Origin of the sequence: Serinicoccus marinus DSM 15273, assembly GCF_008386315.1 — a bacterium.
Taxonomy (GTDB): domain Bacteria; phylum Actinomycetota; class Actinomycetes; order Actinomycetales; family Dermatophilaceae; genus Ornithinicoccus; species Ornithinicoccus marinus.
Map to the genome: position 1 here is coordinate 3,015,726 of NZ_CP043808.1, position 17,351 is coordinate 3,033,076.

Here is a 17,351-nt window from a genome sequence, read left to right on the forward strand (position 1 = left end):
GCTCGAGCGTGAGGTGCGCGAGCTGCGCCGGGCGAACGAGATCCTGAAGACGTCCGCGGCTTTTTCGCGGCTGCGGAGCTCGACCGCAAGATCAGGTAGAGGTGCCCACCGCGGTGCGGGTCGACTACATCGACCAGCACCGCGACGGGTTCGGGGTCGAGCCGATCTGCACCGTGCTGAAGGACGCCGGCATGACAATGACAAGTCCATTTGGCCCCACTGTGCTGTTCCCCACCCTCGGGGGTGCGGAGGGCGTGGGGACTGCTGCACGGATAGGTGACATCTGATCTGTGGTGCCGGGAGGTGCTGCTGGAAGGATGTGGACTGTGCCTAAGCCTTACCCCCGAGAGTTCCGCGATGACGTCGAGGACGGTGTGAAGCCGGGTCCGAGCGCCGCGGAGAACGCCTAGAACCGGGAGCTGAAGAGGAGAGTGCGGCTGCTGGAGCAGGAGAACGAGGTCCTGCGCCGGGCCGCGGCCTACCTGTCCCAAGCCAAGTTGCCGGGAAAATGACGCTTCTATGCCTGGTGTCAAGCGATGCAGGTCTGGAGTTCACGAAAGACCGCTCGGCAGACGTAGCGTTTGAGGCAGCGTCGGATTGTCGCGTCTCAAACTTCTTGGCAGACCGGTTATGAGGGCATGATCGGCGTGACCAGGGAGGAGATGGACCATGGGTAGAGCACCTGTGATCCCGGCAGAGCGCAAGACCAGGATCGTGCTCAGCGTGTTGGCGGGCGAGGTCTCTATCGCGGAGGCGGCGCGCAAGGAGAAGGTGTCCGAGCAGTCGATCGGCCGGTGGAAGGCCGAGTTCCTCGAAGCGGGAAGGACCGCGCTGGCCTCGGCCGGACCGGGCCCACGACCCGGGAGCAGCAACTGTAGGCCGAGGTCACCGAGCTGACCACTGCCCTGGGGGAGGCCCATCATGAGGCCCGGGTCTGGAAGAAGAGCGCTGAGGGCCGGCTGGGCCCTTCGAGGACCTCGAGGTAATCCGCACCGACGCGGGGATGCCGCCACGAGGTTCTGCCAGCTGATCGGCATCCCCGAACGGACTTACCGCCGTTGGCAGGCCCACGCCCGCGCCGGGCGCCTGGCCAAGGGCCCGTGGCCGCAGCCGGCACGGCAGGCATCGCGGGAGGTGATCACCGCCCTGGCGGGCAGGCACGCCGCGTGGGGCCACCGGAAGGTCTGGGCGATGGCCCGGCACTCGGGACACCGGGTGTCGATGTCGACCACCGCGCGGATCCTCGACGACGCCGGGCTGCTGCTCAAGGCCGACTACCAGCGGGAACGACGCCAGCTGGCCCAGGCCCGCAGGGCCGCGTTCGCGCAGGTGCCGACCGGGCCGAACATGGTCTGGCAGTTCGACTTCTCCGAGTACGAGACCACCTCCGGCGGGACCTGGCGGGTCGCGGGGATCGCGGACTACTGGTCGAAGTACGAGTTCGGGTGGCACTGGTCACCGACCGCGAACCAGCACGACGCGATCGCCGCGGTCCAGCTCGCCCTGACCGAGACTGCGAGCCTTCTGCCCGACGGTGTGGACCTGCTGGAACACCTCGCCGACCCGGTAACCGGGGAAGTCGTGCCCATCACTTTGGTGACCGACAACGGCGGCCCGTTCCGGTCGGCCAGGTTCGCCGCGTTCATCTCGGCCAGGTTCGCCGCGTTCATCGAGGCCACCCCGGAGTTGGACCACGTCCGCACCCGAGTCAGGACCCCAGGGCAGAACGGCGTCCGGGAGCGGGCCTTCCAGTCCTTGAAGTACGAACGGCTCTACCGCGAGCAGATCGACAACATCCACGACCTCGTCGCTCACAGCGAGACCTTCCGGTCCGAGTTCAACACGATCCGACCCCACGAAGCGCCCTCATGGAACCGGCCCCGCGAGGTGCACCTGGGCCTGGCCGACCCCGGCACACCCAACTTTCCCGAGGCCGAAAACCTGCCAGAACCTTGACACGGGACAGATTCACCGACGATCCTGTCCCCGGCTGAGGGGAACGCGCTGATGGGCGCGCTGCGCACGCGCCGGGACCGGGCGATAGTGACCGCGATGCTGCTGGGCGGGCTGCGCCGGTGCGAGGTCCTTGGCCTGCTCAGTGATGCGAACGGGTTCCCGCTGATGGTGCACGCCTTCGAGGGCAACAAGGCCGCGACGAAGACGACGCTGCCCACGCTCCGGGCGTTCCTGGACTAGAACCCGTTGTTCAACCCCCACATGGTAATAGTCTCTCGGCACGGCTCCTGTAGCCTCTGAGGCTGAGAGCAGCACCCGGTGTTCGACATCTCCGCCGCTATCCCGACGCCGATCGGGGGGCCGCCTGTGGAGGGCTGACGACGGAATGGGGCCACCAACGAGTGCAGAGGGGATGTGGGACCGTGCCGTCGGTTGCGATCCTCCCTGACGTCGTCCAGCACCAGGAGCCGAACCCGCGTCTGAATCACTGGCCCTTGAGCGTTGTGTTGCTCGGTTACCCGATATGGTGGGTTCTCGGGCTCGCGTACTTCGTGCCACTGATGGTCGCGGTGCCGATGGCGTGGCAACTCTTCCAGAGCCAGCGGATCGAGATGCCCCGCGGTTTTGGCTGGTGGATGCTGTTCTTGGTCTGGATGGCTGGCGGAGTCTTCCTGCTTTCAGCGGATGCCCCGGGAGCTGTTCCCGGTGGTGCCGATACGGGTCGTCTCCTCGTTTTCGGGCTCCGAGCCAGCATGTACGTCTCATCTTCCATCGTTCTGCTATGGGTGGTCAACATTGACCGACGCTCCCTCAGCGTCCGGCGGTACAGCCATCTCTTCGGCTTCCTGTTCATCTTCACGACCGTCGGTGGGCTGATCGGTATGACCTGGCCGGAAATTAGCCTGGCCTCCCCTCTAGAGATGATGCTCCCAGGATCCCTGGCGAACAACTCTTACGTGTCCTCGCTCGTGCATCTCGACGTGGCAGACGTGCAGAGCGTGCTGGGTGATCCGGAACCGCGACCTACGATGCCCTTTGCGTATGCCAACACCTGGGGCAGCGTCATGTCACTGACTCTTCCATTCTTCCTCGTGTCATGGTTCAAATTTGGGCGCACCTGGCAGCGGGTGCTGGCACCCGTGGTGCTTGCTGCGGCAGCGGTGCCCATCGTCTATTCGTTGAACCGTGGCCTGTGGTTCTCGCTGGCTATCGGGGCAGTCATACTCATCGCCCTCCAATTGCGGACCGGTCGGCCAACCGTCATCGCAGCCACGGTCGTGGTCGGCGCCGCCGTCATGGTTGCGCTTCTGTTGAGCCCCCTCAGTTCTTTAGTGCAGGAACGCTTCGAGTACCAGCACAGCAACGAGAGACGCTCGCAACTCCTGGTCGCCACGATAGAGAGTACGGCACTGGGCTCACCACTTGCGGGCTTCGGAAGCACCCGCGACGTGCAGGGTAGCTTCGCATCAATCGCTGGAGGCTCCACTCCGGACTGCCCTGCCTGCGGGGTGCCTCCGCTGGGGACGCAAGGTCAACTGTGGACGGTGATCCTCTCGCAGGGCTTTGTGGGCCTTGCGTTGTTCTCGGCCTTCTTTCTCACGGTGCTCTCTTGGGTCTGGCGATGTAGGTCGCTCGCCGACGCATTGTGCTTGTTTCTACTGACGTTTTTCGGGTTGCAGCTCTTCGTCTATGACACAATCGGCGTGCCTCTTTACACCGTGATGGCGACGATCGGCTTGGCGTGGCGCGAGCGCCGACACAACCTCAGCGTCAGCTCATCCTCCCTCAGCAGTCACACGCTGGAACGTGTGCTGCACCGGGTGCATCGCTGCCTTCCGGCAATCCTGGTCGCCACCATCGTTGGGGGCACGGCGGGGCTCGCAACGGCGGCTAGTCAACCGACCCGCTTCAGCGCAAGCGCCGACATTCTACTGGCCCCGACGCCCCGGTACCTGGCCACACCGAGGGTGACGATCAGAGGATCGCCGACCCGATCACCATCGACACTGAGGCCGCGCTGGTGTTCTCGCAACAAGCATTGGAACGGCTTCCCGATACCGATACCCCGGCAGATCTACACGATCTGCGTGATCGCATCCAAGTCACGGCGCCACCGAATACTTCTGTTCTCACCATTCAGGTGCGCGAGGACACGGCTGGGCAGGCTCAGGAAATGTTGGAGTTGCTGTCCGCCGCCTATCTGGACTCGCGAAGCGACTATTTGCAACAGCGACGTCAACAGGTCCTCGCCGGCCTAGAGAGCGATCTCGACGAAATCGATGCCGAAGCCGCCTCACGCCCCACTGGCTCTGCCCCAACACCCAGGACAGGTTCTCTCCTGGAACGGCAGCGGGGACTGCAGGAGGCCATTCGTCGGGTTTCACTGGCGAGCATCGAAGCGGGCGAGTTAGTCCGGGTGCATCCCACACAACAGGTGAGCGCGCAAGCAAACGTGTTCATCGTCTCCGGGGCCATGGTGGGCTTTGTGATATTCGCGATCCTGAGTGTACTGACCCCACGTGGCGAGGTGGCCAGGCGTCTCGCGCCGACGACATCGCTGATTCGTTCTCCTGTCGACACCTGTCGGCCTAGTGGCTGTCCTTCCTGCGGGCCGCCTGGAGGACGATGTTCAATTTCAGAGGCGTCGGAGGGTCCAGAGCAGCGCTGTATAGACGACACCTCCCATAGCGGATGCCATCAGGAAGTTGACCGGTTCCATGACGTTGAAGACTGTAAGCAGCAGAAGCGGAACCCCGAATGCCATGAGACTGGCACCAGCGGCCAACCCAACCTGCGGACCGACTGGGGTAATCGCCAACTGCCGACGCACTTGGAAGTAGGCCAGCATGCACCTGATGCTGACCGCTAGCCCCCACGCCAAAGACGCCCCGGGTAGGCCCCACAAGGGCACCAAGAAGAAGCACAGGGCGATATTGACCCCCAGTGCAATCAGGGCGTTGATCAGGCTGGTGGAGCTGCGCCCCGACATCAACAGCAGTGTATCGACTGGGCCGGAGAAAACCGCCACCATCATCGCAACGGCCATGAGCACGACCACGAGGTTCACGTTTGATCCGCCGTAGTCTTCCCCGAACAGCGCCAAGTAGATCATCGGAGCACAACCCACGATGATGTAGATCGGCCAAGATAGTGCGATGCTCCACGCCGTCGACGTCTTGTAGACGTCGCGGAGGGCGATTCGCTCCCCTTGCGTGAGCAGGACCGTGAACCTCGGCTGTAGTACTTGGCCGATCGCCTGCGTACCGAACTGGCCAAGGGCCACGAACCGGGTGGCCGCCGTGTATATGGCCGCATCCCCCGGCGACATCAGAGCCGCAATGATGATGATGTCGGCACGTTGGATACCGATCTGCGCCAGGCGTGCAATGCCTCGCGGCCAGGTGAATACCCAAAACTCTCTGCGCACCAAACGGTAGTTCTGGGAGGGCGATCCCTCTGGGAGGATACAGCGCTCGCGGGTGAATTTCCGGAACAAGAGGTACGACCAAACGCCGGCCAAGACGTAGGGAATCGCCCAGCTCACCACGAGAGCCAGCAGCGTTCCGGACACCAGATAGGCGACTGCAGCGAGGACTGGCTGCGCTCCGGTCCGGAACATCTTGTCCACGATCGCCGTCGTACGCATCCGGCCGAACGCCCGCGTCCCGGAAAGGTAGAAGTCGTTCAGCGCCGCAACAGGCAGCACGAGCGCTAGCGCACGCAGCACAGCGCCACCACTGTCATCGAGCCCCAGTACCTGCGCGAGCGAATCGGCCGAAGCCAAGAGCACTACTGCAGCGAGCACGCTGGCAGCGAGCACTGGTCGTAGCGCCGCACGGATGACCAGCGGCACCTCTGCTCCGTTGCCTTGCTTCTCATAGCGAAGGAGAAACCGACCCAGGCCAGCGTCGGTTCCCAAGGTGGTGGCGGCCAGCAGGATCAGGAACATCGACGTGGCCGAGAAGAAGACACCCGCGACTTCGGTCTCATACAGCCGAGTGACCACCAAGACCAACAAGAATCCTGCGGCGGCAGAGACCATCGCTCCCACCAACCCGATCGCCCCTCCTCGGGCGACTCGCGTCAAGTGCTTGTCGGTGCTAGCTGCTGCCGCTTCCTCGTCTTCACTGGCGTCGTCAGGACCGGGCATAGGGCACCGACCGGGCCAGCAGTCGGCGCGGTCCGTCCACATAGATGACGCCGCCGAGCTCCGCAGGCTCCACAGCCTGCGTGGACATGTTGGCCAGTTCCTGCATGCCTGTCACACCACCAGCAGCCTCGACGATCACCACGTCAACCATCGTGGTGATGACCCGAGCCCGTGAACCCCGAATTGGGCCTGCGACGATGAGGACCACATCGGCAAGACGCTTCACTTCATCGATCAGTTTCGAAGTTGAGGGCGAAAAGAGCAGATCCTCGATGTCCTCTTTGGCCATGCCAGCCGGAAGTACCCGCAAGTGGTCCCCTGCCCTCACCAGGGCTTCGCTCAGTTCGATCTGACCCCGAAGCACCTCCGTCAACCCAGGGTGGCTGTCTGTCCCACCCTGCGGGAGGCCACCGGATGCGTCCACCAGAATCGTGTCCAGCGTGCCACTCGCCGTGGCCTCAGCCATTCCCCAACTGCTGAGCGGGCATTGCGACTCCGGGATGTCGCTGGCGCTCGCGAGCAAGATAGTCAGCGGACGCTTCCGAAACTGGGTCAATAGTGACACCCGCAGCTGCCGCCAACTGCTGCCGAACGTCGAGGCTGAGGACTCACCCCGGGTAGGCCCGACGCCTAGGTCACTGAAGCGGACCTGCCCGAGCAAAGGAAGGCTGGCCGCTTCGATGTCATCGACACCCTGAATACTGGCGTTGCGCTCAGAGCGGAGCACCGCTAAAACAAGCCCTGCGATGAGCCCAAGAATCAAACCTCCAAGGCTGTAAAGCGCGCGACTGTTGAGGAACCCCGAGGAGGAGATAGCAGCCGGGGTAATGACTTGGCCAGGATCAGAGGATCCCATACCCATCTCGCTCAAAGTCGTGCGAAGTTGGCCAATCTGGGTAGACACCGAGTCAATTTGCCCTTGTAACAAAGTGCGCTCCTGCGAGGGTATGGGTGCTTCATCTAGGTCGCGAAACAGCCGGTCAACCTCCTGAACGCGCTGTTCGATCTGCGCCTCGATCCGTTCAGTCAGCTCATTGCTTCGTCCCTCCGACCGTGCTCGGCGGTAGTCGAGATACGCCTCGGAGAAGGCGTCCGCCCGCCGAACCGCCATATCCCCGTCAGTCGCGGTGTACTCGAACTCCAGGATTTGCGTGTTAGGCGGCACCGTCACCGAAAGGCCCGCCAGCAACTCCTCGGACGCAATCGCCACGCCCAACTTCTCGGCACTTAATCGCGCCACAGCATCAGAGGAGACCAACTCTGCCTCGGTGAGCAGGTTCATCAAGTCCTCACCCGAGCCATCAGGAGAGAACGGGTTACCCTCGAGGGGAGCAATGAGTACCGCAGTCCTTGCCGTCACGCTGTCGGCACGAAGGGTTCCTCCCACAAAGCCGAGCGCTGCGCCCACGACGGCCAGCACGATCGTGAGAATAAGGCCGCGCCGCAGCGCGGCGCCTAGGAGCATGCCGCGCGAAGACGGACCCAGTTCTTGTGCCACAGATAATCTCCCCTGTTGGTTCGGGCCGCCGTAGTGTCCACCGGGATGGACGACATGCAGTTTGACGATTTATGATAAGCGAGGCACTTTACGCCCGATCATTGACTACTGCCCAACTGACCGGAAGGGCCAGTCGACATCAGTTCGGACGCCGCACAGGGTGCCGTCGTAGATCTGGCCATGCGGTGCCACGCGTCGAGACACAATTGCTAGCTCAGGCCGGGAGCCTTTCCTGCCTGTTGGTCTGTGGCCCACATTCCGGTCAGCCCCCGGAAGTGCGCGATGAACTTCTCGTGCTCGTGCTCGGGGTAGTGCCCGCGCACGGTGTCGACGAGCAGCCGGTCGAAGTCGTCTGACTCGACCCAGTCGAGCACCCGCTCGGCCAGGTGCGGCAGGTGCTGCTCGCACCACTCCCAGTAGCGGTCCGTCTCGAACTCGGCGTCCGCCAGCTCGCGATAGCCCTGCATCTTCTCCTGATAGGTGCGGTCCGGGTCGTCACCGATGGCGAAGTAGTCGCGCGGGTTGCGCACGCCGATGGCCGACTTGCGGCCGGTGACGAGGCAGTACGTCGACCACCGGACCAGGGCCGTGATGGCCCAGGGGAAGTAGTAGTGCAGCGAGGTGATCGCGACGTCCGGGCAGGCGTTGGCGTAGTCGATCGGGTAGACCTCGTCCCCGGCCACCAGCATCTCGGCGGAGTTGAACTCCCAGCCGAAGAAGGCGTTGACCACCTTGCTCACGGTCTCGGCCTCCCACCCGGCCTGCGGGGAGAGGAAGTCGTGGGTGACGGCATACCGGTTGTGCATCGGCTCGTCCGGGCGGAAGTCCATCACCATCGTCTCAGGACCGATCGTCAGCGCCCGCGCGAAGCTGTCGTAGTCGACCGTCGCCTGCAGGTGCATGAGCATGCTGCCGGACTCGTCGTAGGCCTGGTGCAGCCCCTCGACGTCCTTGACCTTGGAGACCCCGCGCCAGCCGCCGCCATCGAACGGCTTCATGAAGAGTGGGTAGCCGACGTCCGCGGCGATGGTCTCGAGGTCGAAGGGGTCGTTGTACTTGCTCGAGGTGTAGGCCCAGCGCACGTTGTCCACCGGGTTCTTGTAGGGCACCAGCACCGTCTTGGGGATCTTCATGCCGAGGCGCAGCATCGCGACGTAGGCGCTGTGCTTCTCCATCGACTGGAACGTGAACGGGCTGTTGAGCAGGTAGGTGTCGTTCATCAGCGACGCCTTCTTGAGCCACTCGCGCGGGTGGTAGTACCAGTACGCCAGCCGGTCGATGACGAGCCCGTGCCGCACCGGATCAGTGAGGTCGAAGGGGTGGATGCGCACCCGCTCGCTGGTGATGGAGTGCGTCTCGCCGTCCGCCTCCACCGGCCCCACGAGCGACAGGATCGACTCGAAGGCGCGCGGCCAGTCCTCCTCCGCACCGAGCAGCAGACCGATCAGATGCGTGCGCACGTCGTTGGTCATGGGCGGAAGGTTAGCGCCTCGGTGTCCGTCGCGTCAGGGGGAGGCCGGGTATGCCCGTGCCCGGGCCGTCGCGGACAATCGAGGAGTGCTCTCCCCCGGTCCCGGTCGCCTCCTCCGCCTGCTCGCCGACGCCGAGGCGGTGACCTGGGCGCTGCTGCTGGTGGGCATGGCGTTGAAGTACCTCACCGGCACCACCGACCTGGGCGTGAGCATCGCCGGTCCCGTCCACGGCTTCGTCTTCCTCGCCTACTGCGTCGTCGTGGTCATCGTCGGCCTCGACCAGCGCTGGGGCGCCCGGCGCATCCTGCTGGGCCTGGCGAGCGCCGTGCCGCCCTTCGTGACGATCCCCTTCGAGCGCTCGGTGCGCCGCCGCGGCCTGGCCGGCGAGCGCTGGCGGCTGCGCGAGGGCACCGGGCACACCGCGGTCGAGCGGGCACTCGCAGCGGTGCTGCGCCGGCCGCTGCCCTCCGCGCTGGTGGCGCTGCTGTTCGTGGCAGGCGTCTTCAGCGCGCTGCTCGCGGTCGGACCTCCCGTCGGCTGACCGGCTGGCGCGGCCAACGCTCCACCGCGACCATCGGCCACCCAGCCACCCAGCCACCCAGCCATCCCGCACCCGGCAACCGCGGTGGGTATGAGTAGCCATCGCGACACCGAGCCACCGCGGTGGGTGTTCGTTGCCATAGCGACACAGAGCCACCGCGGTGGTTGGGCCTGTGGATGAGATCGGCGCGGGCACGGGCCGAGCGGTCACGCTGAGACTCATGAAGACGGTGATCTCGCGCCGCCAGGCGCTCGCGCAGGGCATGACGACCGGGCAGATCCGGCACAAGCTCGATCGTGGTGACTGGCAGCAGCCATTCAGGGCGACCTACGTCCAGCACACGGGGCAGGTCACGTGGCTCGAACGCGTCGAGGCGGCGGTATCGGCTCGGGGTCCCGGTGCCGTGGTCAGTCTCCGTTGCGCTCTGCACCTGTGGGGCCTCACCCGGGAGCAGCCGGCGATCATCACGTTGGCCGAGCATTTCGACACCCACCGCAGCGGCGCGCTCGAGGGCGTCAGGGTCCGACGACGTCGTCGGCTCGCCACCGCTCGGCGCTACGGGCTGCCGGTCAACACGCTGCCACAGACCATCATCGACGTCATCGCCCTTCGTCCCAGGGACAGCGACGACATGATGGCGCTCATCACCCGAGGAGTGTCCTCACGCAAGGTCACGGTGCCCGAGCTGCGCGACGAGCTCACGCACCATCCGCGACACCCGGCGCGCGAGGTCCTCACGGAGACCCTGACCGCCGCCGAGGAAGGCCTGGGCAGCGCCGCCGAGGCACGGTATGCCCGCGATGTCGAGGCGGCGCACGCCCTCCCCCGGATGCAACGCCAGGATCCGATCAGCCGTGCCGACGGCGGCACCCTGGCCCGCACGATGGACTTCCGCGACCGCGCGCGCGGGCTGGGCGTCGAGATCGACGGCAACCTCTGGCACCGGGAGAAGCAGCTCGCCGACCGGCGACGCGACCGTGAAGCAGCAGGAGCCGGTGGTGTGGTGCTCCGCGCCGGATGGGTGGAGGTGGTGGTCGACCCGTGTCGGCTGGCCGCCGATGTCGGGGCTGCCCAGCAGGCACGCGGCTGGACGGGTATGCCCCGACCCTGCGGGCACACCTGCGCCATCGCGACCGACCCCCGCTGGGCAAGCGCCGGCTGAGACCGAGCGAACTGGTCGACGACCGCGGTGGGTTGGTGTAGCCGGGGCAACGAGAAGCCACCGCGGTCCAGGAGCGGCGGTGCTCACCGCGGTCGGAAAGTGTCGCCCGGGCAACACAGGCCGCGCGCGGTCGGACCTCCCGTCGGCTGCCGCGCGCGGTCGGCCCCGGGGGCGCGGGCCGCCTCAGCAGAAGCGCGGCAGGTGGTGCTCCAGCTGCTTGCGCCACCACGGCCAGTCGTGGGCGCTGTCGTGGCCCCACAGGTCGAACTCGTGCGGGATGCCCTTGTCGGCCAGGATCCCCGCCATCCGGTGCGCCCCCGGCAGCGACTGGGTCGGGTGCACCTCGAAGGCGCCCTGACCGGCGACCAGCAGGATGTTGGCGTGCTCGCGCACCCACTGCAGGTGGTCGCCCTCCATGCCCGCGACATACGCCGTGGGGTTGACGAAGTAGGTCGCCTCGCCCAGCTCGCCCCACCCGTGCCACGAGCTGGGGTCGAAGTTGCCGGACAGGCTGATGCCGACGCCGAAGACGTCGGGCCGCTTCAGCGCGAAGTTGACCGCGTGGAAGCCGCCCATGCTGGCCCCGACGGTCACGATGCGGTCGTGCCCCGGTGAGTCCTCGTCGACGAGCGGCACCACCGTGTCCAGGATCCAGCGCTCGTATGCCCCGTGCCGGCGCGCCCGCTCCTCGGTCGGCAGGCTGTTGTCGCTCCAGGTCAGGTGGTCGAAGGAGTCGACCGCGTAGAGCTTGATCCGGCCGTCGGCCAGCAGCGGGGCGACGGCGTCGAGCATCCCGTTGTTCTCGAAGTCCCACGCCCGGCCGGCCTCGGAGGGGAAGACCAGCACCGGCCGGCCCCAGTGGCCGTAGCGGATGACCGCGCCCCGTCCGACGCCCTCGGTGTCGAGATCGATCTGCTCGCGCTCCATGGCTCTCCTCACCCGGCTCGACCGCCGGCCGACCCGACGTGGGGGCAAGCCTGCCACACCTCATACATCGCGCACCGGCGGTTCACAGCAGGCACATAGCCCCGGGCGGCGGAATGGACTCACACCACCGGACACCACCCCCGAGGAGCACCCATGAACGCCTTGATCCTGCCCGCCGTCGACCTGCTCGCGATCGTCCTGCTGACCTTCGCGATCTACCTCCCCCGGCACCGGCGCACCGAGCTGGTCCCGGCCTTTCTCGGGGTCAACGTGGGGGTGCTGGCCGTCAGCATGGCCCTCACCTCCTCGGCCGCGGCGGTCGGTCTGGGCCTCGGGCTCTTCGGCGTCCTGTCGATCATCCGGCTGCGCTCCAGCGAGCTCAGCCAGCGCGAGATCGCCTACTACTTCGCCGCGCTCACCCTGGGTCTGCTCGGTGGCATCGGGGTGACCAGCCTCACTGTCGGCACCGGCCTCATGGCGCTCGTCGTGCTCGCCCTCGCGATCGGCGACCACCCGCGGGTCGCCGGGCCGCAGGAGGAGCTGCAGCAGCAGCTGGTCGTGCTCGACCGGGCCGTCACCGACCCCGACGAGCTGCACGACCGGCTGCGGGCGCTGCTCGGCGGCGAGGTCGTCACCGCCCGCACGGTGCGCCTGGACCTGGTCAACGACAGCACGCAGGTCGAGGTCGGCTGGCGGGCGTCCGGCAGGACCTCGCCGACGGTGCAGGCCCCGGCCGGCGCCTCCGTGACCCGCGAGGCGGTCACCCGATGAGCCCGCTCGCCAGCCTCTCCCCCATCTCGCTGACGGACCTGGTCGCCGAGTCGGCCCTGCTCACCCGGGTGGACCGCAAGTACCTCCTCACCACCGCCCAGGTCGACGCCGCCCTCACGGACCTGCCCGCCGGGACGCGCGTCCTGGAGATCGAGGGCCTGCGCCGGTTCGACTACGCCTCGACCTACTTCGACACCGAGGACCGACAGAGCTACCGCCTCGCCGCCACCGCGCGACGCCGTCGCTGGAAGGTCCGCACCCGCTCCTACCTCGACACCGGGACCTGCTGGCTCGAGGTCAAGACCCGCGGTCCGCGCGGCACCACGGTCAAGGCGCGCCAGCCCCACCCCGTCGGTATGCCGTCCGCCCTCACCGCGGACGCGGCCGGCTTCGTGGAGCGCACACTGCGCGACCAGGGGGTGCCGCTGCCCCGGGACGGGTGGGACGCGGCACCCGCGCTCGACACGGCATACCGCAGGACGACGCTTGCCCTCGCCGACGGCGCCCGAGCCACGATCGACACGGCGCTGCGCTGGACCTCGCCGGACGGCACCGAGCTGGCGCCCGACGGAGTCGCCATCGTCGAGACCAAGGGCGGGTCCACCCCGACCTCGCTGGACCGCGCGCTCTGGGCCGCCGGTCACCGGCCGGTGCGGATCAGCAAGTTCGCCACCGGCCTGGCCCTGCTCGACCCGACCCTGCCCGCGCACCGCTGGCACCGCCTGCTCACGACCACCGGCCCGTTGGCCGCCTGACCCACCACCCACCGAAGGAGAACCACCATGAGCACCACCCGCACCCGCCTGCGCACCACCGCCGCCAGCCTCGCCGTCGCCGCCCTGATCGCCGGCTGCGGCGTCCAGGGGAGCACCGGCAGCACCGCCGCCGGCAGCACCGTCAGCACGAGCACCTCTGACAGCGAGGACTCGACCGAGGAGACGAGTGCCACGGCCGAGGAGAGCGCCGCGGCGTCCGAGGACGGCGAGGCCGCCGACGACGACACCGAGGAGGCGATCGGCAGCGTCGGCCTCACCACCCACGCCGACGGCGACGAGGCCGACTACGACGCGGCGAGCGCGGTGTCGGTCGAGCTGGCCGACGACGGCGGCAGCAGCGCCGGGAGCGGTGTCGAGGTCAGCAGCACCGAGGAGGGGACCGACCTGGTGACGATCACCGAGGCCGGCACCTACGTCCTCTCCGGGACCCTGACCGACGGCCAGGTCGTCGTCGACGTGCCCGAGGAGGACGACGTCACCGTCGTGCTCGACGGGGTCGAGATCACCAGCTCGCTCGGGTCGGCGCTGCAGATCAGCTCCGCCGAGGACGCGACCGTCGTGCTCGCGGACGGCTCGGACAACGCCCTGACCGACCCCGAGACGTATGCCCAGACCGAGGCAAGCGTCGACGAGGAGACCGGCGAGGAGGTGGACGCGCCCAACGCGGCGCTCTACTCCACCGCCGACCTCACCATCGCGGGCACCGGGGTGCTGACCGTCGAGAGCTACGGCAGCGACGGCATCACGAGCAAGGACGGCCTGGTGATCCTCTCGGGTGAGATCACCGTCAACGCCGTCGACGACGGGATCCGCGGCAAGGACTTCCTGTCGATCCAGGGCGGCACCCTCACGGTCACCGCCAACGGCGACGCGCTGAAGTCGGACAACACCGAGGACGGCACCGGCATCATCGCCGTCTCGGGTGACTCGACCGAGATCACCGTCGCGGCCGGCGACGACGCCGTGAAGGCCGAGAACGTCATCGACCTCGTCGACGGCACCCTGACCGTCACCCAGTCGCTCGAAGGACTCGAGTCGGCCCGGATCGTCGTCGAGGGCGGCACCACCGAGGTCACCGCGAGCGACGACGCGCTCAACGCCGCCTCCGACACGGTCACGCCGAGCGTGGAGATCAGTGGCGGCGAGCTCACCCTCACCTCGGACGGCGACGGTCTCGACTCCAACGGCACGGTCACGATGACCGGCGGCACGGTCGTGGTCAACGGACCCACGATGGACGGCAACGGCGCCGTGGACGTCGACGGTGACTTCCTCCTCTCCGGCGGCACCCTCACCGCGGTGGGCAGCGCCGGGATGATGATGGCACCGTCCACCGACAGCGAGCAGGCCTCGATCGCCACCGCTCTGTCCGGCTCGGTCGCGGCCGGCGAGACGCTCACCGTGACGGACGCCGACGGCGCCGTCGTCGCCGAGGTCGAGGTGACCAAGGACACCGCCTCGCTCGTCCTGTCCACCGCCGACCTGGTGGCCGGAGAGACGTATACCGTCACCGCCGGCGGCACGGAGATCGCCACGGCGACGGCCGGGGAGTATGCCCAGGGCGGCATGGGTGGTGGGCCGCGCCCCTGACCCGCACTCGTTGATTTTCCTCGCGGAAATCCGTCTGCAGGATGACGCCCCGGTCTGGTGACCTCACCAGACTGGGGCGAGTGCAGTCACAGGATCGCGTGCGTGTCGTCGAGGGAGATGCAGAGGGACACTCTGGCCGGACCCTAGGTCAGGCCGAGCTGGTCACCTCGGACCACGCCGTGATGCGGGTGGGCTACAGGGAGCCCACCCCGTCGCTTCCGCTGCACGTCGTGCTCGTCCCTGTCGCGGCAGGGGGCGACAGGGACGAGCACACCAAGATCGACGTGGTGGAGGTGCTCACCGCCGAGAACGGCGAGAGTATGGTGGCGCTCCGCCTCGCGCGGGCGTCCCCGGGTGGACGCAGCCTCGGGTGGTCGGTCTCGCCTCGCTGACCTCCAAGCCCTGGTGGTGCAAGCTCTTCCCCTCGATGTGCTAGACCCGTCATCTGCGTTAATGACGAACCACGGAAGGAGTGGTCGTGACCGGCACTGCTCCTGAGGTACGACGGACCCTGGCGCAGCAGCACTGGCGACGAGCAGGTCAGGCGGCGAACGTCCTGGCCGTGCTGACGGCCGGGCTGCTCGACCTCGTGACCGCCGGAGTGCTGTCCGGTCCGCTGCGCACCTTCGGCGGCATGGAGATCTCGGGTCTGGCCATGGCGCCTCCCGTGCTCGTCATGGTCGCTCTCCTCTTCGTCAGGAGGCGCTATCCGCTGCCGGTCCTGCTGGCGACCACCGGCATCTCGATCGCCGCCATGCTGGTCTTCACCACGGCGCAACCGCTCTTCTGCGTCCTGGTCGCCCTGCACGCAGCGTCGCGACGGGGCAGCCTGCGCCGTTCACTGCTCGCCCTCGGGATCGCCCTGACCACGGTTCCCATGGTGGTGCTCGCGGTGCACAGGTCCTACGACGACCCCGCGCCGCTCGACTGGATCTTCCCCGGCGTGTTCTTCACCGTCGTCGTGATGACCGCTTGGGGGGTCGCGACCCGCGACCGACTCTCGCACGAGCGCAACCGGGACCTGCACGGCGCGATCGACGTCCGCGCCGAGGAAGCTGCGCACGCCGAGCGGCAACGCATCGCCCGCGAGCTGCACGACATCGTCGCCCACTCGGTCAGCGCCATGATGATGCAGGCCGCCGGCGCCCGCGCCATGAGCCAGTCCGTCGCGAAGGACGCACCGGACGACGCACGGTTCGACACGGTCCAGCGCGCCCTCGGCACGATCGAGTCGACCGGGGCGCAGAGCATGCGCGAGCTGCACCGGCTCCTCGGCGCGCTGCGCGAGGACCAGATCCACGGCCACCTGCCCAGCAGCCTCGACCTCGACCACGCCCCCAGCGCCCAGCCCGGGCTGGACGACATCGACGCCCTGGTGGAGGTGCCGCGCAGCAGCGGCCTCATCGTCGAGGTCCACCGCTCGGGGCACGCGCGGACGGTCGACCCGTCGGTGGGCGCGGCGGCATACCGGGTGGTGCAGGAGTCGCTCACCAACGCGCTCAAGCACGCCGGGCGCGGTGCGCTCGTGGACGTCTACCTCGCGTGGCAGGACACCGAGCTGCAGGTGCAGGTCCGCTCCCGCGCCAGCCACGGGATGCGTCCGGGGACTCCCAACGGCGGCACCGGGCTCCGCGGGCTGCGCGAGCGGGTGGGGCTCGTCGGCGGGAGTTTTGAGGCCGGGTGGTCCGGTGAGGAGTTCATCAACACCGCCGTCCTGCCGGTGCGGCCGCCCACGAGCGGAGGCCCGGCCGAGCGGCCGGCACCCGGCACGGCGGGGTGGGAGTGAGCATCACGGTCGTGATCGCCGACGACCAGCAGGAGGTCCGCGAGGGCCTGGAGATGCTGCTGGGCGTGCACGGCGACATCGAGGTGGTCGGCCTCGCCGCGGACGGCGACGAGGCGGTCGCGCTGACCGAGCAGACCTCGCCCGACGTCGTCGTCATGGACATCCGGATGCCGGGGACGGACGGCATCGAGGCCACCCGCCGGATCGTGCAGGAGTGTCCGGAGCAGGGGGCCGTCACGACTGTCCTCATGCTCACGACCTTCGACCACGACGACGCGCTCTACGGCGCGCTGCGGGCCGGGGCGTCGGGCTACATGCTCAAGGACGCCGCCCCCAGCCGGCTGCCCGACGCGATCCGGCAGGTTGCCGCGGGCGAGTCCTGGATCGACCCGAGCGTGGCGGGCAAGGTCATCGAGACCCTGCGCGACACGGCGCCGCGGGACGCCCAGGGGCTGCCGGACCTCGACCTGCTCTCCCCGCGCGAGCTCGAGGTGCTGAAGCTCATGGGCGACGCGCCCTCCAACACCGACCTCGCCCGGCAGCTCTACGTCTCCGAGGCGACGATCAAGACCCACATCTCCCGTTTGCTCATGAAGACCGGCAGCTCCGAGCGCGCCCAGCTCGTCGCCCTGGCCTACAAGACCGGTCTCGTCCAGCCCTGACCCTTCTCTGAGGGCCGCGCGGCGTACCAAGTTCGTCGCCTCGCGCGGGAGGACGGGGAG

At 67.7% G+C, this 17,351-nt stretch carries 16 protein-coding genes and 2 pseudogenes; 14 read left to right on the forward strand and 4 right to left on the reverse strand.

The window, feature by feature from the left end:
* Window positions 1–19: 19 nt before the first annotated feature.
* From FU792_RS19510 to FU792_RS14575, 6 genes and pseudogenes are all read left to right on the forward strand, one after another.
* Window positions 20–194 (forward strand): annotated as a pseudogene (locus tag FU792_RS19510) (IS3 family transposase); the annotation flags it as partial.
* Window positions 195–326: 132 nt separating this feature from the next.
* Window positions 327–491 (forward strand): annotated as a pseudogene (locus FU792_RS19395) (transposase); the annotation flags it as partial.
* Between the two features lie 178 nt (window positions 492–669).
* A complete protein-coding gene (locus FU792_RS14560) occupies window positions 670–897 on the forward strand; it encodes a helix-turn-helix domain-containing protein (protein WP_237740051.1) in 228 nt (75 codons plus the stop codon).
* A gap of 237 nt (window positions 898–1,134) precedes the next feature.
* Complete coding sequence (locus FU792_RS17405) at window positions 1,135–1,956, forward strand: integrase core domain-containing protein (protein ID WP_237740052.1); 822 nt, start codon at window positions 1,135–1,137, stop codon at window positions 1,954–1,956.
* A 51-nt stretch (window positions 1,957–2,007) separates the two neighbouring features.
* A complete protein-coding gene (locus tag FU792_RS17410) occupies window positions 2,008–2,196 on the forward strand; it encodes a hypothetical protein (protein ID WP_022925708.1) in 189 nt (62 codons plus the stop codon).
* 254 nt (window positions 2,197–2,450) lie between these two features.
* Entirely contained in the window at window positions 2,451–4,214 is a 1,764-nt protein-coding gene (locus FU792_RS14575) for a hypothetical protein (protein WP_161600275.1), read from the forward strand.
* A gap of 377 nt (window positions 4,215–4,591) precedes the next feature.
* Here FU792_RS14575 and FU792_RS14580 read toward each other — a convergent pair whose 3' ends face one another.
* The 3 genes from FU792_RS14580 to FU792_RS14590 all read right to left on the reverse strand — a co-directional run bounded on the left by FU792_RS14580 (window position 4,592) and on the right by FU792_RS14590 (window position 9,076).
* A complete protein-coding gene (locus FU792_RS14580; protein WP_161600276.1) occupies window positions 4,592–5,998 on the reverse strand; it encodes an MATE family efflux transporter in 1,407 nt (468 codons plus the stop codon).
* 94 nt (window positions 5,999–6,092) lie between these two features.
* Entirely contained in the window at window positions 6,093–7,526 is a 1,434-nt protein-coding gene (locus FU792_RS14585; RefSeq protein ID WP_149814866.1) for a hypothetical protein, read from the reverse strand.
* Window positions 7,527–7,813: 287 nt separating this feature from the next.
* A complete protein-coding gene (locus FU792_RS14590) occupies window positions 7,814–9,076 on the reverse strand; it encodes an ATP-grasp domain-containing protein (RefSeq protein WP_022925712.1) in 1,263 nt (420 codons plus the stop codon).
* Between the two features lie 85 nt (window positions 9,077–9,161).
* On the opposite strand from FU792_RS14590, the gene FU792_RS14595 reads away from it, so the two are divergent.
* Complete coding sequence (locus FU792_RS14595) at window positions 9,162–9,617, forward strand: DUF3817 domain-containing protein (RefSeq protein ID WP_022925713.1); 456 nt, start codon at window positions 9,162–9,164, stop codon at window positions 9,615–9,617.
* A gap of 220 nt (window positions 9,618–9,837) precedes the next feature.
* The gene (locus FU792_RS14600) at window positions 9,838–10,779 is read left to right on the forward strand and encodes a hypothetical protein (RefSeq protein ID WP_022925714.1); all 942 of its coding nucleotides are present in this window, start codon (window positions 9,838–9,840) and stop codon (window positions 10,777–10,779) included.
* 183 nt (window positions 10,780–10,962) lie between these two features.
* Here FU792_RS14600 and FU792_RS14605 read toward each other — a convergent pair whose 3' ends face one another.
* On the reverse strand, window positions 10,963–11,706 hold the full coding sequence (locus tag FU792_RS14605; protein WP_022925715.1) for an esterase family protein: 744 nt from the start codon (window positions 11,704–11,706) through the stop codon (window positions 10,963–10,965).
* 153 nt (window positions 11,707–11,859) lie between these two features.
* On the opposite strand from FU792_RS14605, the gene FU792_RS14610 reads away from it, so the two are divergent.
* From FU792_RS14610 to FU792_RS14630, 6 genes are all read left to right on the forward strand, one after another.
* The gene (locus FU792_RS14610) at window positions 11,860–12,477 is read left to right on the forward strand and encodes a DUF4956 domain-containing protein (protein WP_022925716.1); all 618 of its coding nucleotides are present in this window, start codon (window positions 11,860–11,862) and stop codon (window positions 12,475–12,477) included.
* Entirely contained in the window at window positions 12,474–13,232 is a 759-nt protein-coding gene (locus FU792_RS14615; RefSeq protein WP_022925717.1) for a polyphosphate polymerase domain-containing protein, read from the forward strand. The genes FU792_RS14610 and FU792_RS14615 overlap by 4 nt, the downstream gene beginning before the upstream one ends.
* 27 nt (window positions 13,233–13,259) lie before the next feature.
* Window positions 13,260–14,843, forward strand: a complete 1,584-nt coding sequence (locus FU792_RS14620; protein WP_022925718.1) for a carbohydrate-binding domain-containing protein — start codon at window positions 13,260–13,262, stop codon at window positions 14,841–14,843.
* Between the two features lie 230 nt (window positions 14,844–15,073).
* The gene (locus FU792_RS16890) at window positions 15,074–15,235 is read left to right on the forward strand and encodes a hypothetical protein (protein WP_161600277.1); all 162 of its coding nucleotides are present in this window, start codon (window positions 15,074–15,076) and stop codon (window positions 15,233–15,235) included.
* A gap of 86 nt (window positions 15,236–15,321) precedes the next feature.
* Window positions 15,322–16,629 (forward strand): sensor histidine kinase, encoded by a 1,308-nt coding sequence (locus tag FU792_RS14625; protein ID WP_149814867.1) that lies wholly within the window; start codon window positions 15,322–15,324, stop codon window positions 16,627–16,629.
* Between the two features lie 11 nt (window positions 16,630–16,640).
* Window positions 16,641–17,291, forward strand: coding sequence for a response regulator transcription factor (locus FU792_RS14630; protein WP_237141346.1), 651 nt, complete (start codon window positions 16,641–16,643; stop codon window positions 17,289–17,291).
* Window positions 17,292–17,351 lie beyond the last annotated feature (60 nt).